15 protein-coding genes are annotated in these 24498 nt (G+C 55.6%); 8 read left to right on the forward strand and 7 right to left on the reverse strand.

Features of this window, described 5'->3' with window-relative positions; translation table 11 throughout:
* Positions 1–176 precede the first annotated feature (176 nt).
* Positions 177–1397 (reverse strand): agmatine deiminase family protein, encoded by a 1221-nt coding sequence (locus tag ABD971_RS09150; RefSeq protein ID WP_345321375.1) that lies wholly within the window; start codon positions 1395–1397, stop codon positions 177–179.
* A gap of 304 nt (positions 1398–1701) precedes the next feature.
* Here ABD971_RS09150 and ABD971_RS09155 point away from each other — a divergent pair, with 304 nt between their 5' ends.
* The 3 genes from ABD971_RS09155 to ABD971_RS09165 all read left to right on the forward strand — a co-directional run bounded on the left by ABD971_RS09155 (position 1702) and on the right by ABD971_RS09165 (position 3030).
* A complete protein-coding gene (locus tag ABD971_RS09155; protein WP_339942371.1) occupies positions 1702–2136 on the forward strand; it encodes a hypothetical protein in 435 nt (144 codons plus the stop codon).
* 123 nt (positions 2137–2259) lie between these two features.
* Entirely contained in the window at positions 2260–2673 is a 414-nt protein-coding gene (locus ABD971_RS09160) for an ester cyclase (protein WP_339942372.1), read from the forward strand.
* Between the two features lie 183 nt (positions 2674–2856).
* Positions 2857–3030, forward strand: coding sequence for a hypothetical protein (locus ABD971_RS09165; RefSeq protein WP_339942373.1), 174 nt, complete (start codon positions 2857–2859; stop codon positions 3028–3030).
* Between the two features lie 114 nt (positions 3031–3144).
* Here ABD971_RS09165 and ABD971_RS09170 read toward each other — a convergent pair whose 3' ends face one another.
* The 3 genes from ABD971_RS09170 to ABD971_RS09180 form a co-directional block, all read right to left on the reverse strand.
* Positions 3145–4353, reverse strand: coding sequence for a DUF1559 family PulG-like putative transporter (locus ABD971_RS09170; RefSeq protein ID WP_339942374.1), 1209 nt, complete (start codon positions 4351–4353; stop codon positions 3145–3147).
* Positions 4354–5072: 719 nt separating this feature from the next.
* The gene (locus tag ABD971_RS09175) at positions 5073–6308 is read right to left on the reverse strand and encodes a DUF1559 family PulG-like putative transporter (RefSeq protein ID WP_345321380.1); all 1236 of its coding nucleotides are present in this window, start codon (positions 6306–6308) and stop codon (positions 5073–5075) included.
* 483 nt (positions 6309–6791) lie between these two features.
* Positions 6792–9686 (reverse strand): FG-GAP-like repeat-containing protein, encoded by a 2895-nt coding sequence (locus ABD971_RS09180; protein WP_345321382.1) that lies wholly within the window; start codon positions 9684–9686, stop codon positions 6792–6794.
* A gap of 85 nt (positions 9687–9771) precedes the next feature.
* Between ABD971_RS09180 and ABD971_RS09185 the strand changes: the two genes are divergently transcribed.
* Entirely contained in the window at positions 9772–9933 is a 162-nt protein-coding gene (locus tag ABD971_RS09185) for a hypothetical protein (protein ID WP_345321384.1), read from the forward strand.
* 382 nt (positions 9934–10315) lie between these two features.
* On the opposite strand, the gene ABD971_RS09190 is transcribed toward ABD971_RS09185, so the two are convergent.
* Entirely contained in the window at positions 10316–10567 is a 252-nt protein-coding gene (locus ABD971_RS09190) for a hypothetical protein (RefSeq protein WP_345321386.1), read from the reverse strand.
* A 3-nt stretch (positions 10568–10570) separates the two neighbouring features.
* Here ABD971_RS09190 and ABD971_RS09195 point away from each other — a divergent pair, with 3 nt between their 5' ends.
* The 4 genes from ABD971_RS09195 (at position 10571) to ABD971_RS09210 (ending at position 19513) form a co-directional block, all read left to right on the forward strand.
* The gene (locus tag ABD971_RS09195; RefSeq protein ID WP_345321387.1) at positions 10571–11977 is read left to right on the forward strand and encodes an FG-GAP repeat domain-containing protein; all 1407 of its coding nucleotides are present in this window, start codon (positions 10571–10573) and stop codon (positions 11975–11977) included.
* Positions 11978–12161: 184 nt separating this feature from the next.
* Positions 12162–14555 carry a catalase/peroxidase HPI gene (katG, locus tag ABD971_RS09200; RefSeq protein ID WP_345321389.1) on the forward strand — a complete coding sequence of 798 codons (2394 nt, stop codon included), beginning with the start codon at positions 12162–12164 and terminating at the stop codon, positions 14553–14555.
* Between the two features lie 264 nt (positions 14556–14819).
* Positions 14820–16961 carry a right-handed parallel beta-helix repeat-containing protein gene (locus ABD971_RS09205; RefSeq protein ID WP_345321391.1) on the forward strand — a complete coding sequence of 714 codons (2142 nt, stop codon included), beginning with the start codon at positions 14820–14822 and terminating at the stop codon, positions 16959–16961.
* A 35-nt stretch (positions 16962–16996) separates the two neighbouring features.
* Entirely contained in the window at positions 16997–19513 is a 2517-nt protein-coding gene (locus ABD971_RS09210; protein WP_345321393.1) for a TonB-dependent receptor, read from the forward strand.
* Positions 19514–19904: 391 nt separating this feature from the next.
* On the opposite strand, the gene ABD971_RS09215 is transcribed toward ABD971_RS09210, so the two are convergent.
* Together ABD971_RS09215 and ABD971_RS09220 are read right to left on the reverse strand one after the other, a co-directional pair.
* Complete coding sequence (locus tag ABD971_RS09215; RefSeq protein WP_345321395.1) at positions 19905–20858, reverse strand: diguanylate cyclase; 954 nt, start codon at positions 20856–20858, stop codon at positions 19905–19907.
* A gap of 124 nt (positions 20859–20982) precedes the next feature.
* A complete protein-coding gene (locus ABD971_RS09220; protein ID WP_345321397.1) occupies positions 20983–24024 on the reverse strand; it encodes a protein kinase domain-containing protein in 3042 nt (1013 codons plus the stop codon).
* Positions 24025–24498 lie beyond the last annotated feature (474 nt).

Below are 24498 nucleotides of genomic sequence, written 5' to 3' on the forward strand. Positions count from 1 at the left end.
GTTTTTCAATTCCAACTTTGCCCAGGTCTCCAAAACAGCACCTTTTTCATCAGTCCAGCCGTTGGCCCTAAAATTCATTGGTTTTCTTGGTCCCAGCCCGTTGGGCTGGGCTAGGTAAACGTCCGGGGCTTTGCCCCTAAATACAAACGAGCAGCTTCGAAAGGCGTGTCCGATCTTTAATTCTGCTGTAACCCGCGGACGCGTCGCCGATAGTCATCCGCTTTGGCAAAATCGATGACGTTGTCGGGGATCGGAGCGAACGCGGGTAGGTTCATCGACAAACAGTGCAGTTCGCCCTGCAATTCTTTCAAACTGCTCATGTCGACCGTTTTGACGGCGTGGTTGGGCAGCAATCGGGCGTAGGTTGCTCGTGCGGCCGCGACCATCTCTGCCGGATCGCTGTCGAACGTCGGAATCAGCACCAAGTTGTTTGCGAGAATCACGTTCGTGTACGCACTCCACGCCGTTCCGTTTCGCGGCGGGATATCGACGCGAATCACTTGCATCGGTTTTCCATCGACTCGCACACGCTGTAGTCGGGTGGCGTTGCGTTCCAGGATCGCGGCGTTGATCGGATCCAATCGCGGGTCGACTCCAGCGACCACGACTTGATCCGCTGCTAGGAAGGTGGCGAACATGTCGACATGTCCGGTCGCCTCGTGTTGCAGAGGTTCTAGCACGACCAACTCGGTGAGGTTACAGTGCTTGGTGAATTCGTCGATCACCATTTTACGGCGTTCCACTTCGGGATCGAGTCCGGGCCATGGTTTCGGAAAATGAATCCGATTGTCTTCGAAAATGCGATGCGTCGTTAATGCGATGCGGCGGCCATTGCTGAGCAGATTACCACCTTGGATCGTCCAAGGCACCGAAACCAATCTTGATCCAGTGCGTTCGGCCCACACGACCGGCAATGCATCGTCTTTGGGACGAGAGCCCTCGTAATAAAAATCGATCGCTTCAGTACCCTGTTCGCCTTCGGCCAACAATGGACCAAAGTCACGCATCCAAATCGTGTCCAGGTCGATTTCGCAAAAGTAAACGTGATCGGTGGGGACACCTCCGCCTTGGATCCAATCAACCGCGTTGACGAGTTGTTCTGGATTGTTGCACAGGACCAACACGTTGGTGTGCCCCGATGTCTTCTCGACAATCTGTTGTAGCGTCGCGGCATGATGCGATTGCCAATCGCTTACGCTAAGTACCAGAGCACGTTGAGATTCGAACTCGGCCGCGAGTCGTGGATAGGGCCGATTCTGGTTGGCCTTGCCTGCCTCCACCGCCATTTGGGCAAGCAAGGTGGGAGAGAAACGCTGAGCCAAAACCGGTTCGTTTGCCACCGCAAACCCCGTGGCTATCACCACCCCAACCGCAAACCGTAACAATGACTTGACCATCAATCTCAGTGCTCGTCTAAGTAGTGCTCGTCTAAGTACCTGTCTCATTGCCATCGCGGGCCCTTGACCCGGTAGGGACGCACCGCGTTTTTCATTCGGACCATCACGACGGAGGGCGATCCGAGGTACAGGTTTGCTCTGCAAAACCAACGTTTTGCAGGCCCCGGCGTCCTGGATCTGCCATTTGCTTGGCGACGCTCCGCTTGGAATTGTAATTGCCAACGACAACACGGCTATCGGGCGCGTATAAAGAAATGCAGAAATGAACCCGCCCGAACTCTAATCCGTCACTGAAACGCTTCGGATGGCAAAGAAACGGAAATCGAAACAACGTAAAAAGCGAAACGGGCACTACTGTTGGTGCTGCGATCACTTCCTGCCTAACGAACGGTTTGGAGGGAAGGGGCATCGGCTGCATCTTTGCAAGAGCTGTCAGCGGTTACCGCAAGAAGAACGCGACTTTCGCAGCGAACGGAGTAACCTTTACCGCTGTGTCACCTGGGACGGCATTATTCCTAAAAAGCGTCGTAAACAGTTCAATCGGTTTCTGCAGCACGCCGACCCCAAAATCCGTAAAATCGCTCAGCAGCTGCAGCGAGAAGATCAGCTCGAACGAACTCTGTTGAACCGGGACGAAGGCGAGTTCGACGAGTTTAGCGGGAATGTCAATTTGGATTTCGATATCGCGGCGTCCGATTGGCGATGGTTCGATGATGATGAACGCGCCCCCTACAGATAAATAGTTGCAAACGGATCGCGGCAGCGATAGATTCACCGACGTGGGCGTCGTTGTGGTGAACGACTGCGAGACGCCACTTGCCTTTCTCGATCTATCGATTGGATTTCCAAAAGGAGCAAGCACGTGAACAACGAATACACGGCACGATCGTTACGCTGGTTCGAAGAGGTTTGGAATCAACGGCGGACCGAAACCATCGATGAATTCTTGACCGCAGATAGCATCGCGGAAACCGAAGATGGCGTGCTCCGCGGCCCCGATGAGTTTAAGAAACAAGTGCATGCACCGATGCTTGATGCGTTTCCCGATTTGCATGTGGACGTGGAAGGCACGGTCACCGAAGACGACAGCGTGGTGATCCGCTGGAAAGCCACCGGGACTCACCAAGGTGATGGATTGGGCATCAAGGCAACCGGACGCCCGATTGTGATTCGCGGAATCACTTGGCACCGGTTCAAGGATGACAAACTGGTCGGGGGTGGCGATTACTGGAGTCAAGAGAGTCTAAAGAGGCAGCTGCAAGACACCCCGCAGTAATTTTCGGTTGCACCGGAATCGGGCGCGGCGAAGATCCTCGTAATCAGACTGCCAAGGACGGTTGCTGTGGGGCGCGATTCCGGATCCTGTGCACTCGCTGCGTACACTCGCCACCGCCGTGGATCACGGTATACTGGAAGCTTGCACTGATTCCAATCACCTATTCCTACCCGAGGAAATCCCATGAGTCGACTTGCTGTAACACTATGTATCGCCTTGTTCTCGTTCTGCGTGCTGCCAGGGTGCGGTGATTCGGGGCCTTCTAATGTCGCCGAAGATGCAGATGCTGCGGCGATCGCTGAATACGAAGCTGCCGTCGCCGCCGAAAGTGCCTCGATGAACGAGAGCCAAAAATAAGGCAAAGAGCCAATCAGGCCAGAGAGCACGATTTAAAGAAGAGAAACCCCAGGCAAATTCATGCCTGGGGTTTTTTGTTGCGTCATCAAACGTCGTGCCGAACTCGATTCAAGTTTAGAATTCCGAGTTGATGGTCTCTTTCGATGCGCGTGTTCCCAATGAGCCCCACAAACCGTAGGGACTCTTCGCCCCAGGAGCGTTGTTGTTGGCAGCGTTACCGCTGATGTAGACCACGGGGTTTCGCTGATTGCCGGCTTCAATCGAATCGGTGATGAATTTGACCGCGCCATCACCCATCAACACATGAATACCGCCTTGGTGACGACTCGATCCAGTCGTAATCGATGGCCCGTTGGAATCATGGGGAATACATACAGGACTGTTCGGTGGCAAGATGGTGAATGCCATCGAATGCATGTTTTGATCATCAGCCCAGCGATAGCCGCGTCCTTTGGTGACTCCTTCGGTGTTGCCCGAGATCCAGAACTGAGGACGTTGGGGATCGAGCATGCTCGAGTCAAGACACGTGCTGGGGTTGTCGCGAATATCATTTTGCCCCGGTTGACCATTGGGGTGACGTTTGCCAATCGTGCGGGCATCGTTGTCGCCCAAGTCAGTGGCAATCTCCATCATCGCGATGGTATTGGAGAGACCATCAAGAACGTCGCGAAACTTCATCGATTTGTGACGAACAAACATGCCGCGATTGGCTGCACGTGATTCCTCCGCGTAGGTACTGTTGGTAGGCCCGTTGTCAGGATCAAAATCGCCGTGCTGAGCACGCCAATGCGAATCGCCCATGCACGAGGCATAGTTCGTCCGTCCGAGCGCAGGAAGGCCGGTCCCCGGATCGCTTGGGCAGCGAAGTGTAGGGAGCTCGGTCGCCCATGGAGTGTACTGGATGTTGTCTGGGGTCGGACCCATCGCAGGCCAAGGAGGCGACTGAACCGCGCCGTCGGTTCGCTCGGTACTCGGGTTGGTGATCTTTTCCCACAACGCTTGCTGCTCAACAAATGGGGTCATGCCCACCAATGAACTCAGACGCCAGTGGTTGTTTGTGTTGTACGAAGTCCACCAATTTTGCCCCGTGTCGCTACCGTCGTCGGTACCGGTTCCATGAACAGGCATCTGACCGTACGCACTGTGATAGTTGTGAAGCCCCAAGCCAAGTTGCTTGACATTGTTGCTGCAACTCATTCGGCGGGCCGCCTCGCGCGCCGCCTGCACCGCCGGTAATAGCAATCCTACCAGCACGCCGATGATGGCGATCACCACCAGCAGTTCCACCAAGGTGAAACCTTTTGAAAGTTCGTGACGTTTCATTGATAAACTCCAATGAAAAAAGAAAAGGGAATCCCGCCACGGAGATGGCTGAGCATCTGCCGCCGCGGTGGTGACGAGACTATCGTCGGGAATAGGACCAGCCACTAATTGTATGTTAGCGGCGGATGAGAAAGCCATAACCCTGGGGGAGGGTTGGCAAGGGGGCAGGCAGTAAATGCCGGTTTGCGAAGCGGTCTACGTCTCTAGTTTCGTTAATTAGAAAACGTGAGGAGTGGCGGGACACGGAAGTGTGCTGAGAGGGGCAGGCACGGAAACGGTGTGCAAACGGGCACAGGCAAGAATTGCGTGCCGGGGAAGATTGCCGCTTTTGGGGTTTCGCCAAAGAGAAAGCCTCGCATCGTCGAGGCGTTGAGTAAGAGCTCGTTGATAATGCGGATTGCCGCATGAAGGCATTGCCAAACCCGTTTGCCCGTGACCTCGTCACGGTCAATTTGGAAATGGGTTTAGGTTTTCCGGTGGTGTTCGTGACGTTCAAACCACCGGATCATTGCTAAGATCGCGACGCACGAACTGTTCTATCGCTGCCATCGCGGCTGATTGTGCGGCGATGAATGAGAGCCTTCAGGAATGAAATCGCCCAAGCGGTAGAACGTGCGGACCTTGCACGCGCGGACCTTGCAAACAGAAAAACCCCGAGCTGATGAGAGCCCGGGGTTTTTCGTCGATTCAGATTGCGTCGAAGTGAGTTCGTCGCAAGCTTAGAATTCCGCGTTGATGGTCTCTTTCGAAGCACGCGTTCCAAGCGCTCCCCACAATCCAAAGGGACTCTGCGCACCAGCGACGTTTTTGTTAGCAACGGTCCCGCCATTGTGCACCACGGGGTTCCGTTGGTTGCCCGCTTCGATCGAATCGGTCACAAACTTGACGGCTCCATCGCCCATCAGCACGTGGATCCCGCCTTGGTGACGACTTGACCCAGTCGTCAGCGAGGGACCATTGGAATCGTGCGGAATGCACACGGGACTGTTGGGCGGCAAGATGGTAAAGGACATCGTGTGCATGTTCTGGGAATCAGCCCAGCGATAGCCGCGGCCTTTGCTGATCGATTCAAATTCCGTCGGGGCACCTGGAAGCCAAAACTGAGGACGCTCTGGATCGATCATGCCCGCTTCGATGCAGATGCTTGGGTTATCACGAATGGCTGTTTGCGCAGATTGGCCATTAGCATGTTTTTTTGCAAACGTTCTCGCATCTCTGTCGCCTAGATCAGTCGCAATCTCCATCATCGCGATGGTGTTGGAAAGTCCATCGAGGACGTCGCGAAACTTCATCGATTTGTGACGAACAAACATGCCACGATTGGCCGCACGTGATTCTTGCGCCCATCCACTGTCGGTGGGACCAACGTCGGGATCAAAATCGCCGTGCTGGGCACGCCAGTGGGAATCTCCCATGCACGAGGCATAGTTCGTCCGTCCGAGCGCAGGAAGGCCTGTGCCAGGATCGCTTGGGCAGCGAAGTGTGGGGAGCTCAGTGGCCCAAGGGGTGTACTGAATATCTTGAGGAGTGGGGCCCATCGCGGGCCAAGGGTTTGTCGTCGTTCCAATCGCGGCGCCATTGTTTTTGTCGGTGCGTTCGGAACTTGGGTTGCTGATCTTCTCCCACAATGCCTGTTGCTCGACAAACGGGGTCATCCCCACCAACGCACTCAGACGCCAGTGGTTGTGCGTATTGTACTCCGTCCACCAGTTTTGGTTGTTGTCGTTGCCGTCATCGGTGCCGACACCGTGAATCGGCATCTGGTTGTAGGCACTGTGATAGTTGTGCAGCCCCAATCCCAATTGCTTGACGTTGTTGCTGCAACTCATTCGCCGTGCCGCTTCGCGAGCCGCTTGCACGGCGGGTAGCAGCAGTCCAACCAGTACGCCGATGATGGCAATAACCACCAATAATTCCACCAGGGTAAAACCCTGGGAAAGTCGATCACGCTTCATTAACAATCTCCATGAAAACTATTGAAAACTTCGGTTCTCGGGCGAATCGGTGCAACGAAATCCGTTGCCCTATTTTGACGATACGCCCGTTCACCCGTTGTGTACTCAATCGAGTGTAACATAGCGGCACGTCGGTGCACCATGTCCCCTGCGGAAAGGCGGTGGATTTTCCTCTATAGAGTACCTCTGTTGGGGTTGCAATTAGCAATCACTTGCTTTTTGCCCCGCAGTCGGGGGTGGCGGCAACGCCAAAGGCGGGTCTCGGGTGAAGTGGTATGCGTTAACGCGCGCCGCGTGCGATGTTTTCTGGCGGGGCTGATGGTGATGGGCCGTTCAGGACGGCGGGAGCAGTAATGGACGTAGAGAAGAGAATGTCGGACGTAGAAAAGCTTGTGTGAGAGTTCCCGCAGGTTCAGCGATTCACGAAGGGGCCCGCATGACTTCCGCGACAAGCCATCGCGTCACCTAGTGGTCTTGACCGTCTCAAGACTTTTTGAAAGCCTCGGCGGCATCCTGGACCAGCAACCAGCATTGTCCCCGTCCCAAGGACGACCAAGTCTGTTGAGTTTGGTTGGGCCAGGTCACGGTGATCTCGCAATCGCCATCGGTGTCGCCGAGACCGATTCGCAACCGACGCTCGTTGCTACACAGATAGCCATCGCCAGAGGTCAAAGCAGTCGTCCAGTTTTTGCCATCACACTGAATCAAAATCTTGGATCCGATAGCGTCGCGAGCACTGACAGCGCCCGTCAATTCAAGCTCGATCCAGTTTCCCGGTGTTTTGTTGTCCGGTGCTCTGTTCCGATTGATCAATAACGCAACCGGTTCGGCTTGGTGCGTCACCGCGATGTCGGTTTGATGGTCGCGGTTTGCATCGAGTGTCCATAATGCGCGGCCCACATGCGGGGTTGCCAAATATTCGCTGGCAAAGGCATTCTCCATTGATGCGAAGCGATTGTCGTTTCCCCGTTGGAATATCTGCATCGGATGCGCGTAGACCGACTTTTTCCCTTCACGCGAGAACATGTCCACGTGACCGTTGGTGAGAATCAGTTCCATCTGGGCGTCGTGGTCCAAATCGATCGCGGCAGTTCCAAAACCAACCAAAGGAAGCGTGGGTTGAATCAGGTCGTGGAGCGCCGTGCGGTCTTGCCACTGGCCCGGACTCACTTGCTCGTACAGCGTGTTGTATTCACGATCAAAATTGGTCACGTAGAAATCGATGTCGCCATCGCGGTCCAAGTCGCTGGCGGCAATCCCCATCGAACCTTGAGCGGTCGAGCGATCATCGCCCGCTAAACCGAGTGCGATCGCCGACTCGGAAAGTTTGAATTTTGTGGCTTCACCACTCCCACGCCAGTAATGGTTGTGAGTCATGTCGTTTGCAACCAGAATGTCACAGCCGGCAACGTCGTCAAACGCCCCCACAACAACTCCGAGTCCGCGGCCCCGAACCGACGGTTCTGCGGCCCATAGGTCAGTGGCGTCGATAAAGGAACCATCGCCAACGCCTCGGTAAAAGCGGTCTCGGTCGGCGGGAAACTTCATCGGCGAACACGAGCGAGGAGTTTCTTCGTTCTCGTTCCCACAGGCTTGGGTTGAGGGTTCAAGTCCGGCGCAGTAATGGAGGATCACGAGGTCAGAAATACCGTCGTTGTCCAAATCCGCGATCGCGGCGCTGGTGGACCACGACTGCGAACTCGCTTCATCGGGCAATCGTTCGGTCGCGTTTGAAAAAGTCCCGTCACCGTTGTTGATCAACAGCGAGTTGGGGCCGTAATTAAGTACCAGCAGATCGGGAAAGCCGTCTTCGTTGACGTCGCCCACGGCAACCCCTTGGCCAAAGCCGGTGTCGCCCGTTTCCGAAGCAATCGTGACTTCGGCGAACGTGCCGTCTAGATTGCGAAACAATGCGTTGGGATCCGAGTCGCGCTTTGGCGGTCTTCCACCGGCCGCCGCCAAATACAAGTCACTCCATCCGTCGAGGTCAAAGTCGAGTGTCCCGCCACCGCAGCCAAGCGTTTCATGCAGCATGATGCCGGGTTGGTCCAGGTCGTCGGCGGTGGCGCCGAGAAAATTCAGGTTGCGAAGCGAGGCTTCATTCACCAAATGCAGTTTGGGCGTCGTCGCATCCGCAGCGTCGGGGGACGCTACCCTCTGCTGTGAATCGAGGATGGCGGCATCGCCGGTTGCGGAGGACGCGGCAATCCCAGGCAAGGGCAGGTAGGACAAGTCGATTGCAAACTCGGGATGTTGCTGCGTGGTTTGCCAAGGCGTGTCTTTTCGCAACAGCGATATGATCTGATTTCGCGTTTTTTCGACCTGCACCGCATCGTCGGCCGGCAACGTCGTCGCAGTGGCCGCCCACGCCTCGGCCTCCCATAATCGCCCCAGATCCCGCAGCGTCACGGCAATCTCGGTGGCAATTTCGCGTGAGATTTCACCGGTCCGCTCAAAACGACTCTTCTGTTGATTGAACTTGCTCAGCAGCGTGGATCGGCGCTCGACCGATTCGATCGCTTGTTTAGGAAATTCACTGCCGGATTGCACGAGCTGTTTTAGTGAAACGCCCAGCTTGGTCCACGACTCGGCCACATCAGCATCGGCCTGGGTTGCTTGCCAATACGCTCGAGCAGCCTGTGGGAGTTGCTGCTTCGCTCTTGCCCAGTCGCCAAGAGCGAGCCAGTAGTTTGATTCGCGTTCGATTCCCACAACGGGTTTCTCGGCCCATTGTTTGAGATCATCGAAACGCCCGGCCGACGCCAGGGATCGCGCCAATAACGCGTGCGCGGGGACAAAGGTGGGATGAGCCTCGATGATTTCTCGCAGCAGATCGATGGCCCCGCCAAAATCGCCTTCGTCGAATTGGATCCGTGCTCGTCCAATCATCGGACGGCGATCACTTGGGTTTCTCGACGCCACCTCTTCCAAAGGTTTTGGGTCGAGCGTACGGCGGACGGTGTTCCCCAAGGACTTCAGTAGTTCGAGATCAAATTGCCGCTTACGCACCAGAAATCGCCCGTGCGGCAAACTCGCTCGACGATTCTCGGTCCCCACATACAAATCGAACAGCGTCCGCCGCATTTCATGGTGATCGGGTTGGGCGCGGATGGCTTCTGCTAAAAATTCCATCGCGTCAAACAGTCGTCCTGCGGAAATCAACGCCACCATCGCTTGGTGTACCCGCGGTTCTTGCTCGAACGATTCGACGCGACATGCTTGGATCAGAATGTCTGCTGCTCGCGAAGGCTGTTCGTTGACATGCGCGACTTTGGCAAGATCGATCAACACATCGATGTCGTCGGGATAACGAAGCAGGACGGCATCGGTGTACTCGTAAGCCCGCTGCCAATCACCCGCGTCGATCGCGCGTTTCATGGTCCGCAGCGGAGCCTCGTCCGTCTTGGGATCAGGCCAACGGTTGCTCGAATCGCTGCAGCCTAGGGTCAAGCAACCGAGAACCATGGCCAAGAAAAGCCACCGCGGACCCGTCTGTGCCCCCAATCGGGAACGAGTCGTGGGGCAAAAGATGATCGACAACAGCATACACGCCTCAAATCCACCGCCGGAAGCGACGGTCCCACCCTATTTCAAAGTTCTGTTGATCGACAAGACGACTCGATAGCCGAGACGACTGGATAGCCAAGCTTAGCGGTTTGATTCTAACGAGTCGCCCTGGGGCTCACAATGTTGACCCCCAACTGCGTGAGTTTTGAAGTTGCGCTTTTGTATTGAGCGGCAAAGCCCCGGAAGTTTACCTAGCCGAGCCCAACGGGCTGGGGCCAAGAAAGCCAATGAATTGCTGGACCTTTGGCTGAGAGAACATTGAAACTCGCAACTTCAAAACTTACGCGTCGGGTTGTGAAAATAACGCAACTTCAAAATGCGGAAGCCGGCTGTGGAGCGGCAGGCCGATTCGCAGGTGATGCTGATTTTTACGGTTCATGCTAAACTTCCTATTAACTTCATTCGCCCCATTCATGTCATCTTTGTTGCAATCCATGTATTCAATTCTTCGCATTGCCGCCTTCGGTTTGCTTGGTTTCTTGGTGACAGGTGTCGGATGCAAAGACGCGGCGGATGTCGAAACGCCCCCCAAGCAGGCTGGCGTCAAAAAGGTGGATCGGGCTCATGTGGATCAGGCTCACGCTAATTCGGTTTCCGAAGCGGGGGATCAGATGTCCCTCACCGAACCAGAAAAACTGGCGTTCGTGAATCGCATGCGACCGCAGGTCGACAAATTCTGTGGTGATTGTCACTCAATGTCTCCTCCGGAAAGCTCGACGGTGGAGGAATGGGTAGGCGAAGTGTACCAAGGGTTCGCGCTCTACGAGATCTCGGGGCGAACCGACTTGGAGGTTCCCGACCGTGACGAGGTTTTGAAATTCTTTCAGTACCAGGCGCCCGAGGAACTCATTCTCACGAACGGCATTGCCGGCTATCCCCCGTCGCCGGTGCGTTTTAACCGGATCACCGCCGACTATCCCGACAACCGACCGCCGGGCATTACCAACATTCAGTGGATCGATCTTGGCATGAAATCGACGCCCGCGATTGTCTATTGCGATATCAGCACCGGCGCGGTCAAGGCGCATTGGCCATCCGAGTCGGACCGTCCGACAGTTCGGCTCGGAACCGTTTTGCAACCGGTTCACGTGGCTCCATGTGATCTGGACCAGGATGGGAAAACCGATCTGGTGATTGCGGATATTGGCGAATTCAATGCCAACGAGAGCGATCTTGGCCAAATCGTGTGGTTGCATCGCAGCACGAACACCGAGGGCAAGGAAACAAACGAAAGCGAAACCAACGAAAACGGCATTGAGAAATTTAAAAAGACCGTGTTGCTGGACGGACTCAGCCGGCTTGCCGATGTTCGACCCGGCGACTTTGATTCCGATGGTGACATCGACCTGCTGGTCGCCGCGTTTGGATGGCGTGTGACAGGCAAAATTTTCTTGATGCGAAACGAGAATCGTATGGAAGCGGGAGTGCCGCAGTTTACCGTGGAAACGGTGGACGAGCGTCACGGACCGATTCATGTTCCCCCGGTCGATCTGAACCATGATGGGCATCTCGATTTCATCGCCTTGTTCGGACAAGAGCATGAACGCGTGGAAGCCTTTATCAACGACGGCCAAGGAAACTTTAAGAGCGAGTTGCTGTGGGCAGCTCCGAATCCAGCGTACGGTTCAAGCGGCATTCAAGTCGTCGATCTCGATGGCGATGGCGATATGGATGTGTTGTACACCAATGGCGATTCATTCGATCGTGGTGCCAAGCCGCATCATTCGGTCCAGTGGCTCGAGAACGAAGGAGTGTACCCCTGGAAACACCACCATCTGTGCAATATGCCTGGCGCAATGGCAGCCCAAGCGGGTGACTTTGACGGCGATGGAGATATGGATGTAATCGCCACGTCGCTATTGGTTGGAGCGAGTCAGAAACAAGTCGATGCAGTGGACTCGTCTTCGATCGTGTTGTTGGTGCAAACCGAGAAGGGTGAATTCGAGCCAACCAAGCTCGAGGCGAAATCACATCAGCACCTAGCACTCGAAACGGCCGACTTCGACGGAGACGGGAAGTTGGATGTCGTGGTCGGCAATTTTCTTCGCAATGGCCCCAAAGATCAGCCCGATCTGATCCTGTTATACAACGCCGGCGAATAAAGCTTTTTCTGCTCTGCCATGCGTTTCATGCATGGCAGATATCCGGTCGATGCATTGGACGAATGCGGCTGTTGCACCGATAGTGGGGACGTGGTGACTTGCCAGCCCGTCATAATTCTATGTCGTCGGCTCGCCGGTCTGCCATTGCGTAGGTCGAACTCCATTCCCAACGTCAGGACAGATCATGACTCACAAAACTCGCTTCGCTCGTACTTTGACGAGTATCGCGGTGCTCTGCATCGCCACCCCTGGGTTCGCTCAGGTCAAGGAATCGGCAATCCCTTTAGGAGAAATGAATACGGAGAAAGAGGCGGCGTCAAAGGATGCGGGGTCGAAAGATACCGCTTCAAAGAATGCGGCCGCATCAAAATGCCCGGTGATGGGCTCGGTTCCGGACGCCAGCCAGCGACACACCGCGGCAGGAGTCTGCCAAAACGGTGATTGGTGGCCGAATCAGTTGAACCTGCAGATCCTGCATCAGAACTCGACCAAGAGCAATCCGATGGGTTCGGAATTCAATTATGCCGAGGCGTTCGGGGAACTCGATTTGGACGCGGTCAAGAAGGACATCAACGACTTGATGACGACATCGCAAGATTGGTGGCCGGCCGATTACGGGCATTATGGGCCATTCTTCATTCGCATGGCGTGGCACAGTGCCGGGACGTATCGTGTTGCGGACGGCCGTGGGGGTGCGGGCTACGGTACGCAGCGTTTTGCACCGCTGAACAGTTGGCCGGACAACGGTAACCTCGACAAAGCACGCCGGTTGCTGTGGCCGATCAAACAGAAGTATGGCAAAAATATCTCGTGGGCCGATCTGATGGTGCTCGCAGGCAACTGTGCGCTCGAGTCGATGGGGTTTGAGACATTCGGATTCGCGGGAGGACGCGAAGACGTCTGGGAACCGCAGCAAGATGTTTACTGGGGCCCCGAGACCGAGTGGTTGGGTGACAAACGATACAGTGGTGATCGCGAACTCGAAAATCCACTCGCCGCCGTTCAAATGGGGTTGATCTACGTCAATCCCGAAGGGCCCAACGGCAAACCCGATCCGCTTGCCGCAGCCAAGGACATTCGCGAAACGTTCGGCCGCATGGCAATGAATGATGAAGAGACGGTTGCCTTGATCGCGGGCGGTCACACACTTGGCAAAGCTCACGGGGCGGCCGACCCCAGTAAGTTCGTCGCTGCGGCGCCCGAAGGTGCCAGTATCGAAGAGCAAGGTCTCGGCTGGAAGAATTCCTACGGCACCGGCAACGCGGGCGATACCATCACCAGCGGGTTGGAAGGCGCTTGGACATCGACACCGGCAGCATGGTCGCACGAGTACTTTGAGAATATGTTTACTTACGAATGGGAGCTGACGAAAAGTCCAGCGGGGGCGCATCAGTGGACGCCGAAGGAAGAATCGGCTCAGGGGACGGTGCCGGATGCTCATGATCCGTCAAAGTCGCATGCTCCGATCATGTTCACGACCGACTTGGCGCTGAAGATGGACCCGATCTATGGTCCCATTTCGAAGCGATTCCACGAAAACCGGGATCAGTTCGAACAGGCCTTTGCCAAGGCATGGTACAAGTTGACGCATCGCGATATGGGGCCCCACGCTCGTTTGCTGGGGCCTGAGGTTGCCGAGCCGCAATTGTGGCAAGATCCGGTTCCCGCGGTCGATCATGAATTGATTGATGATCAAGACGTTGCCGATTTGAAGTCCAAGATTCTTGCCTCTGGATTATCCATTTCGCAGTTGGTCGAGACCGCATGGGCATCGGCGTCGACGTTTCGCGGAAGCGATAAACGAGGCGGAGCCAACGGGGCACGTATTCGCTTAGCACCGCAAAAGGATTGGCCCGTCAACCAGCCCGCGGAATTAGCGAAGGTGTTGCAGAAACTCGAGAAAATTCAACAGGATTTCAACGGTTCACAAACGGGTGACAAGCAGGTTTCGATGGCCGATTTGATCGTGCTAGCCGGAGCTGCGGGGGTCGAGCAAGCGGCGAAAAATGGCGGACACGATGTCGAAGTTCCCTTTGCACCAGGCCGCACCGACGCGTCGCAAGAGCAAACCGACGTCGCGGCCTTCGCAGTCCTGCAGCCGACTGCGGATGGATTTCGCAACTATTTCGGTCACGACAAATTGGATCGACCGGCCGAAGAGTTGCTGGTTGACCGAGCCAACTTGTTGACGCTGACCGCGCCAGAGATGGCTGTGTTGGTCGGTGGTTTGCGGGTGTTGAATGCGAATGCTGACAACATGAAACTTGGCGTGTTCACGAGGCAGTCCGAGACGTTATCGAATGACTTTTTCGTCAACTTGCTGGACATGAACACGGTCTGGAAGAAGTCGGCGGTGTGCGATCACTTCTACGAAGGGCATGACCGCCAGACCGGCGACATCAAATGGAGGGCGAGTTCTGTTGATTTGGTGTTTGGATCAAACTCGCAGTTGCGGGCGATCGCAGAGGTTTATGCCTCGGACGATTCGCAAACGAAATTTGTCAACGACTTTGTCGCGGCCTGGAATAAGGTGATGAAGCTGGATCGCTTCGACCTCGGTCCTGCCGTCGATCGCTGAACGTGCCGCAGCACAGCGTCAGACAAGAGGGGCTCGCGATGGCTGCTTGGGCCATCGCGAGTGCCCCGCTTAGACCACACGCATTGCGAGATGCGTGTGTTTTTTTGTTTCGTTTTGTTGAGTAGCGGGTTTGGAATTGAGTTTTTTTACCCGTATTTATTTGATTGCATCGTGTGATCGCCCGATAAAAGGGGACAGGTTAGAACGATCGTAGGGGTTAGGGATGCCTCGAATTGAAGTTTAGAAGCTACTCGAGGAAAGCTGGTGCAGAACTGGAAACTGCAAGTCTCGCTGCAGGCGGTCGCGTTGCTGGGCGTACTGGCGTCACTGCACGCCCAATCTCCTCATCCGCAGTCGTCTACGGCCGAGTCGCTTGATCTTGCAGTGCCTGCACCACTGCTGCGGGAAACGCGTCCGTTTGATCCGGAGATCCAAAGCGATCCGTATCGTGCCTATGCCGCCTTCACGGGTCGCGGCGATGACCAGAGCCGGCTGCACACGGATCTGTTTGTTCCGCTGATTTCCGACCGTCAAAATCTGCTTTTTTCTGACATTCGAGGTCAATTTCTCAGCGGTGGCGGTGCCGAGGGCAATGTTGGGTTGGTGTACCGGCATATGGTCGCTAGCGACTACATCGTCGGCGTCTACGGCTTCTACGATGTCAAACGATCTGCGAATGAGAATACGTTCCACCAAGCAACGTTAGGTGCCGAGTTCTTAACAGAGATCTGGGATTTTCGTTGGAACGGGTATTTGCCCGAGGGTGGTTCGACGCAAGCGGTCGGGGCGACTGCGGTCATTTCCAACGGCAACCTGGTCGTGCAAAACAACGAAGAACGTGCTTACGCGGGGACGGACGCCGAGGTCGGATTATTGCTGTGGCGATTCCCGCAATATTTTGACAGCGAGCTTCGTGGCTTCGTCGGTGCTTATCACTTCGACACGAATTCACCCACGGCCGAATCGATCCAGGGGCCGAGGGTACGTGCGGAATTGCGATCCTTTGATTTGCCCTTTTTGTCACTGGATTCTCGCGTGACGCTGGGAGTCCAATATCAGCACGATGGCGTGCGTGATTCTCAGACCTCGGCCACGGTGGGGGTGCGAATGCCGTTTGGGCCCGATCGCCGGCGTCATCGCCGCATGTCACGGATCGAGCGACGGATGACAGATGTGGTCGTTCGCGATGTCGATGTCGTCACGCAATCCACGCCGACGCCCGGTGGGCAAGAAGTTGCCGTCCACGCGATCTATGATTTTGAAATCGGGTCGGTCACGGTGCTTGATGCAAGCACGCCGGATCTGCCTGACGCGGTCGCCAATGCCACCACCGACTCGGTGATCATTGATGGCGGTCGTGGCAATATTTACTTGTCTCAACCGATCGAAGTCCAAGACGGTCAACAATTGCTTGGCGGTGGGTTGCAAGTGAAGGGTGCCGATAGCGGGATCCATGCCACGTTCGGTTCCTCGGTGAATTTGTATGGTACCGACGACACGCAAGCGGTCATCTTGACGGCGGACAACAGCGTCATTTCGGGGTTCAATATCTTTGGCGGTCTGCATGGGATTTCCAGCGATCTGCCGGGCGGATTGGATGACCTTGTCGATGTGCTGATCTTTAGCAACAACGTGACTGGCGCCGCCGAAAGTGGATTCCGATTCGGTGCTCTCGATGCCGACAGTATCATCGCTCACAACCGAGCCACCGAGAATGGCGGTCACGGTTTCGACATCGAACAGAACGAAGGATTGTTTGTTCAGAACAATGCTTTGGGGAATGCCGAAAACGGATTCGACTTGTTCGACAACGATGGCGAGGTATCGCTGAACCGATCGCTACGGAACGAAGGTTTCGGATTCTTTGCAGACGACAACTCAGGAAACTTTGACGAAAACGAGTCCTACGAAAACGGGCTGAGTGGTTTCGATTTTCTGGACAACAGCGGTTCAATCGCAGGCAACTTGTCGGCGGACAACGGGTTGCAAGGCTATACGTTCGCTCGCAACAACGGCGTCATCGAAGACAACCTGGCCTTCGATAACGGCGGATTCGGTTTCGACTTTGCCGACAACGACGGCACCGTCCAAGGAAACTTGGCGTTTGATAACGGCGATGTTGGATTTGATTTTGCCGACAACCTTGGTTTGTTCCAAGAGAACATCGCGACCGGAAACGACGGAGCCGGATTTGACTTTATCGTCAACTCGGGACAGTTCCTCGCGAACGAAGCGATCGACAATAGCGGCAGCGGCTTCGACTTTGATGAAAACGCCGCTTCAGGAACGTTCTCCAACAATGACGCCGTCGGTAATGGTGAATTCGGGTACGACGGAACCAACAATGGAACGGCGTCGAACAACACCGGTTCGGACAACGAGGACGGCAATGACACCTTTCCTTAGACGTCATTTCAACGTCGTGGTTTGAGTCGCGAAACGTGCCAAGTGTTTCGGTCCGCAGCAGCGGGTTGTCGAACCAAGGATGCCAATTTCGCGACGACGAACTGTCGCGAAACGCAGCAGCGAAAACAACACGTTCTTTGACCGAACGGCAGCAACATGGACGGGAGTCGCGAGCACCAATGCCGCAGCCAAGCACAATCAACACTCAGAACCCACTGCGATCGATCGCTGTATTTGGCGTTGCGATCCTGTTCGTCCTGAATTCATCGTCGCTGTATTCGCAGCAGGCTGATCCCGTAATACAGGCGCCGGTAATGCGGGCCCCCGTAATGCAGGCACCGGTGATTCCAGCACCCGGATTGCGGGTTCCGGGACTTCTCGGTGACGATAGCGCGGCACAAGACGATGCTCGGCACGACCAAGCATCGCACACCAAAGACAAGGCGATCGCAGCGGACTCACGCGTTGCTAATCTATTTGGCGATGTCAGCCAGGTTGACGAATTGCCGGCCAACCGTGAACCGCTTGCACGATCCCCCGCAGCCGACGCGGTGTTTCGTGAAGAGGCACTAGGACGACGCACTGCGGATGTTGGCGATTTGCTGCGACGTTCCAAAGGAGCCCACGGGGTTTCGATCCAAAATCGTACGCCCATCGTCAGCGATACGCGGGTGCGTGGTCAGCGAGTGGGACAAGTGCTTGCATCCGGTTCGTACTGGGCACCCGCTCGGATGGACTTGGATACGATGATGAGCAAGATCGATTCGCGATTGATCCAGGATTCAATTTTGATCAAAGGCCCCTACGCCAGTCGTTATGGACCGGGGTTCCGCTTCGTTGATCTCGAGTTTCTGCAATCACCACGATACGACAATGGTTATGAAGGACACGGTTCGACCAGCGGTACGTACACCTCCAACGGCGAACAATTCTATGGCCGTCAATCCTTCTGGGGCGGCAGTGATGACTACGGTTTCCATATCAGTTATGGCCATCGAACCGGCAACGATTACGAAACGGGACAAGACGGATTCTTTATTCCCGCGAGCTACAAATCGCGAGACCTGTTTGTCGCTTACGGTTTCGATTTGAACGATCACGAGAAAGTCGAAATTAACGCCTTGCGATTGGATCAAACCGATCTCGAGTTTCCAGGATTGGTGACCGATTTGAATTTTTTGATCACCGATGGTTACGAGATCACCTATACAAACGACGCCCCGTCGTTTGCGGATCAATTCACCAGCGAAGTCTGGTACAACCGCACACGATTCGAAGGTGACACGCGGCGGCCCGGCAAGGCACGCCAGATCCCTTCGCTCGTGGATGCATTCCAGCCCTCGTTCCTCGGCGCCGCCGATGGTTCCACGACAACCGATGGCGATGCGCTGTCGGCCGGTTACCGTTTCGAGTCGACATTTTTCTCGTGTGGCTCCCAGACCTCCGTCGGGACCGACATGATCTACTTGAACCAGGAGCTGAACGAATACGACTATTACGACCCCGACCCCAACGACAACAACTTTCCAATCCCACGCAGTGATTCGATCGACGTGGGGGCCTATATCGAACGCATTGTCCAGTGGAACGAGGACGTCGTCGTGACGGCGGGGACGCGAATCGATGGCGTGTTTACCGATTCACGTGATATCGTGGCCGGGGTACCCGAACCGCTCAGCGTGCTCGAGGAAACGACGCTGGACAAGGAATTCTTGTTGGGGTCAGCCTATCTGACGGCCAACCGAAATTTAGGGGCAGGATGGAATAGCAGCGCCGGGATGGGATTTGCCATGCGGCAGCCCACGCTGACCGAAATGTATGCCGAATACACCTTCATCGGTTCGCTGCAGCGAGGGTTGACGTTCTTGGATGGGGATCCCGAACTCGAATCCGAGCGTTTGTATCAATGTGACCTCGGAATCCAATACGTCTCTGACGATGTCCAGTTCGGCCTGCACGGTCACCATGCGTGGATTCAGAATTACATTACTTACGATTTGTTCGATCCTGCAGGAACGGTCGATGGGTTCCAACAAGGAGCGTCGTTCGTCAATACCGATCTGGCGACGCTGAGTGGATTTGAGACCTACGGGCAAGTTGCGATGACTTCGATGGTGTCAACGTTTGGTATCTTGACCTATGTCGAAGGCCGTGATCACACTCGTCTCGATCCGTCACGTCACACCGGTGATTCGGTTCGCAGTGGCAACAGCAGCGTGGATGCGGAACCGCTTCCCGGCATCGCTCCGATGGAAGCCCGTGTCGGATTTCTGATTCATGATCCGAGTGCCCAAGATCGCTGGGGCGTGGAATTCGCTGCACGCATCGTCGACAACCAAGACCGGGTGGCGAGCACGCTACAAGAGATCGAGACGCCCGGGTTCACGGTTTACGACATTCGCAGCTACCGACGATTCGGCGACCTGCTGGTCACCAGCGGTTTTGAGAATCTAACGAACAAGTTCTACCGCGAGCACATCGATTATCGGTCTGGCCGAGGCGTATTTCGTCCCGGTTTCGCCTTCTACGTCGGCGGCGAGCTCACGTATTAATGTGGGATAGGCTTCCAGCCTGTCGTCGGGTGCAAGGCATTCGCGTCCATATCGATTATCGCTCGGGACTTGGCGTGTTTCGCCCCGGATTCGCGTTCTACGTCGGCGGCGAGCTCACGTATTGATGTGAGATACGCTTCCAGCCTGTCGTCGGGTGCAAGGCATTCGCGTCCATATCGATTATCGCTCGGGGCTTGGCGTGTTTCGCCCCGGATTCACGTTCTACGTCGGCGGCGAGCTCACGTATTGATGTGTGGGATACGCTTCCAGCCTGTCGTCGGGTGCAAGGCATTCGCGTCTCAGGCGTCGACCTCTACAAACCACACGCAAACGATCCGCGACGAAAAAGACTTCCAATGATGACGGAGGGGAAATCGGGGCCATCACCGCACTAACCGCAGACGCGGTTACGGCCCGAGCGTTTGGCTTCATAGAGTTGTTGGTCTGCCGCACCGAGCAGAGCACTGGAGGTTTTAGGTTGACCTGGATTCAAGACCGTGAATCCAAAACTGGCAGTGATCGGCAACGGGCCCGCTGCGATGTCAAAAGGAGTATCGGCCACTGCGTGGCGGCAGCGTTCGGACATCTCGCGAGCATCGTCGTGTCCGGTGGCCGCCAACAGCAGACAAAATTCTTCGCCACCGTAACGCGCCAGCAGATCGTCGCTGCGACAGATGTCACCGATGCGTTTTCCAAACGTTCGCAGCACCTCGTCGCCGACAAGATGGCCGTAGGTGTCATTGATCGATTTGAAATGATCGATATCGACCATCACCACCGACATCTCCATTTGCGCGCGAGTCGAGCGAGCGATTTCACGGTTCAATGCTTCCATCAAATAGCGTTTGTTCATTGTTCCGGTCAACGCATCACGCGTCATCGCACTGTAGACGGTCTCGTGATATTGCGTCTCGACGCATCCCGCGGACAAAAATCGAAACAGGAAACTGCCGATTCGGATCGTATCGCCGCTCCGCAAGGGACAGCCCGAGTCGATCAATTTTTCATTGACAAACGTGCCGTTGGTACTGCCGAGATCGCGAACCAAGTACCCGTCTTGACTGCGAATCAACATCGCGTGTTGACGTGAAACGCTGCTGTCAAACAGCGGAAGATCAGTTTCAGGCGATCGGCCAATCGAAAACTGATCGTCTTCGAGTAGTTGCATGCCCTCGATCACATCGGGCGGATAGATCTGGACTAAACAACATTCGGTTTCGCACGGGCTTGGATCGATAATCCGTTGTCGTCGCAGCGTCGCCTCGTTGCCATTTCCGTCGCTGGGGGTTACCGGCAATGCAGCGGCATCGATCGAATCGTGATGAATCGAGGCGGAATGGGTCATGATGGTTCGTTCTTAATCAAGATTACTGGGCAAGTGGATGAAAGGGCGCGACTTGCCAAGGTTTTGTTTGCTTTTCCAAACATGGGTCACGCGATGGCAAAACACGTGGCTCGATCGATTTCAATCACTCGCTCGAACGTGATTCGGTGTCGGTTGGGACGATGTTATCGATCGTGCTGATCGCTCCGTGCGGGATCACGCCGGTTTCGACCGTCGCTTGTTGGATGTTGGCGACTGCATCACGCAGTTGGCCGAGGCGTTGATCTTGCGGGGCGGTTAGCGTTTGATCAGCGACCCAGCAATCTTGGCGTTGTACCGAATCCAAGTGTTTTGCCGCTGCATCCATGTTGCCTTGGTTTGTATGGTGCGTGGCAAGCAGCACTTCGGATCGCATCCAATTGAGGGTGTCGTCGATCGTCAAGTTTTCGTAGTCCTTCAGGATCTCGAACGCGGACGTCGCCTTCTGGGCGTGTTCGATCGACTCGTTTGCAATGACGTTTGCATTCTGTTCGTATTCCAGCGTGACCATCGCAAGGGCGTGGTGCGTTTGGGCGTAGCGGCGTAATCGGTCTGCCGTCACCTCTTCTCTCAGCAGCGCCTCGTACGTCTGCAATGATTGTCGCAGCAGCCGCGTCGCCAGTTCGGGATTTCGAGGGTTTCCGTTCGCCAACAGTTGTCCCAAGTTGTTCTCGGCGGTAGCCAAGTTGACACGGTAAAAACCATCGTCGTCGGTAAGCTGCCAAGCGGTTTCAAGCCGCCGAATCGAAGCTTCGAAATCGGCGGTCGCGTCGGCGTGACGTCCGATCGCAACCAAACTGTTTCCGCGTTCTAGCAGTGCATGAGCGAGCGATTGCATATAGTCGATCCGATCCGGATCGACCGCTAGCCATTGCTTCAAGTCGTCGATCAAGACCGACCAAGACTCTGCGGCAAGTCGATGTTGTCCCGCCTGAGTCAATCTTCGGCAGTGATCGGTTTGAATATTTTCGGACAGCCGGCGATCTCCTACGGTGCCTCGCCGTTGAGTCAACCATCGCGCGACCTCTAGCGATTGCTGGTACGACGCTTCATTCCACTGCCAATCCGATGGTGGATTGTTCTGGATCGCGAAACGCATCGCCAACTCCAAACGAACAAACGCCGATGCCGCGCGAGCAGAGAATGGGTCAAGCGGTGGAGGTGAGTCGTTTGATTTGGCGTGATAGTGTGGTTGGATGATTTGCCACAACCATAATCGGGCCGAGGTGATGCGGTCCTGCGAAGGAAAATTGGCGGTGGGTTGATCGCTGATCAACAACTGCCCTATCAACGATTGGATGCGTTCGAGATGGAACAATTGGTCAATGGATCCAGTTTCGATCGCGGACGATGTCGTGTCCGCCGCAAGTGAGACAGGTGTCACGATGGAATCAAGGTTGCCGGACGGGGCCGATTGCAGCAGCGATTCGGCAGCACGGTAATGCTGTTGCGCTTGTTCGGGTTTCCCGGTCAAGCGATAGAGATCGCCCAATCGAAGCGACGCCTTGGCCCGTTCCAGCAATGCAATTCGGTCGGTGTTGCCGGTCAAAACGGACAGGAATCGACCGGAGGACGCGTCGATTACGGAATCAGCCGAAGCGGCAGCAGCGAGATTTTGTTTGGTGATGCGGTCATACTGGTCAATCGCACGCTCTAATAACTCCGATCGCAGCGTCGCCATGCCGGGGTAGAATTGAAGCGATCCGCTCAGTTCGACCAACCATGTGTCGGTCGCATCACGGGCCTCGGCCAGACTGAGGGTCGCTTCGCGATGCGCACGCTGTGCCTCGATGCGGGCGAGTTGCTCGGCGCGATGCGATTGTTTGATCACAATGGCGAATGCGATCGAAGCGATTAGCAGTACCGCGACGCTGATCGCGATCGAGGCAGCCATTCCTTGGTGATGACGGCTCCAGCGAATGCTTCGCTGGATCGGGCTTTCACGATGCACCGAGACGGGATCGCCGGCAATGAACCGCCGCACGTCGCTGGCCAATTGGTCTGCGCTGCGATAGCGATCCTCAGCAGAGGCCGACATCGCTTTGTTGACAATCGATAATAGCGGCGATGGCGTCCGCGGCTGGATCGTTCGCAGGTCGGTAAACGAGGCGTTTCGGACTTGTTCTAAAATCGTTTCAACCGGCTGGCCGTGATAGGGATGACGGCCTGCGATGACAGTGTAGAGCACCACCCCGAGCGAATAGATGTCCGAGGCCTGGTCGATCTTTGAAATATCGCCGGCTGCCTGTTCCGGAGACATGTACGCGGGCGTACCCACGATGGTTCCGTCCGGCTCGATCATCGATGAGACTTCGGCATGTGTCTCGCAGACATTGGGACCTTCGCTGCTGTGCTGCTGGACGGCGTTTCGGTTCACCGACTGCGCCAATCCCCAATCCAACACGATCGTTTCACCGAAATCGCTGATCATCACATTGGATGGTTTTAGGTCACGATGGATCACGCCACGTTTGTGCGCGTAGGCGACGGCGTTGCAGACATCGACGAAGCGTTGCAGCAGTGGTTCGAGTGATTCGCCGAACTGGAAACGCGTCTGACGTTTGGTGGTGTATTGCTGCTGATGCTGTTGGATGAATTCGTGAAACGTCACGCCATCAAGCAGCTTCATCACATAGAACGCATCCCGCTGATCTCGCATCTCGTGGACCGGAACGATCCCGGGATGTTGCAACTGGCTGGTCACCTTGGCTTCATGCAGAAATCGTTGACGTTCCTGCTCGGTCACGTCGTCAGCGTCAGTAAAGCGTTTGACCGCAACTTCGCGATCCAATTGGCGATCGACCGCTTTTTCGACGATGCCCCATCCGCCTCGCCCTACCTCGCCGAGACTCTCGTAGCGTGATGGCGTGTGACGACCCTCGTTGGCTAGCCGGGTTGAATTCGCATGGCCGCATGAATCAGGGGCGGGATTCGATCCGATCGTGACATCCGGGATCGAATCGGATGAGGCCGAGGGACGCTGACGATTTCGTCGAGAGCGTGAGCGGCTTCTTTTTGCCGACGCGTCGCTTGGGTTCAATCCATCACTGCTAAATCCGTCAGAGCAAGTCGCGTCGGATTGGAAGTCACTCGATGGATTGCAAAGCCGGCTTGTCGAGTCAGGGGGATTGGATTCAGAGTTTGTCATGCCGGCGGTTATTGCGAAGTCACTTGCTGCCCCGAGTCTGCGACCCGATATTCCTTGTTCCGCTGGAAACGTAGGTCGTGCAGTTGTACCGGTGCGTGACGGTGACTGCCGAAATCGCCCACGTCTGCGGTGAACGACGTGGCGGCGAAGCGGTTGTACTGGTCCTAACGAGTATCCGTATCGAAACGAGCAACCGAGGGAAGCCCACGGCTGGCACGCGTGTTTTGAAGTTACGCGTTTAGACGTTCTTCGGGCCAAAGGCCCGGCCATTTGCTAGCCGCCCTCATTAAGTCCCAGCAAACGGCCGGACCGTTGGCCCTACAATTCATTGGTTTTCTTGGTCCCAGCCCGTTGGGCTGGGCTAGGTAAACGTCCGAGGCGTTGCCCCTAAATACAAATGCGCAACATCAAAACTGACGCGTCGGGTTGTGATACAAACGCAACTTCAAAACACGCGTCCGCAGCTGATGCATT

The organism is Novipirellula rosea (assembly GCF_039541335.1).
Lineage (GTDB): Bacteria > Planctomycetota > Planctomycetia > Pirellulales > Pirellulaceae > Novipirellula > Novipirellula rosea.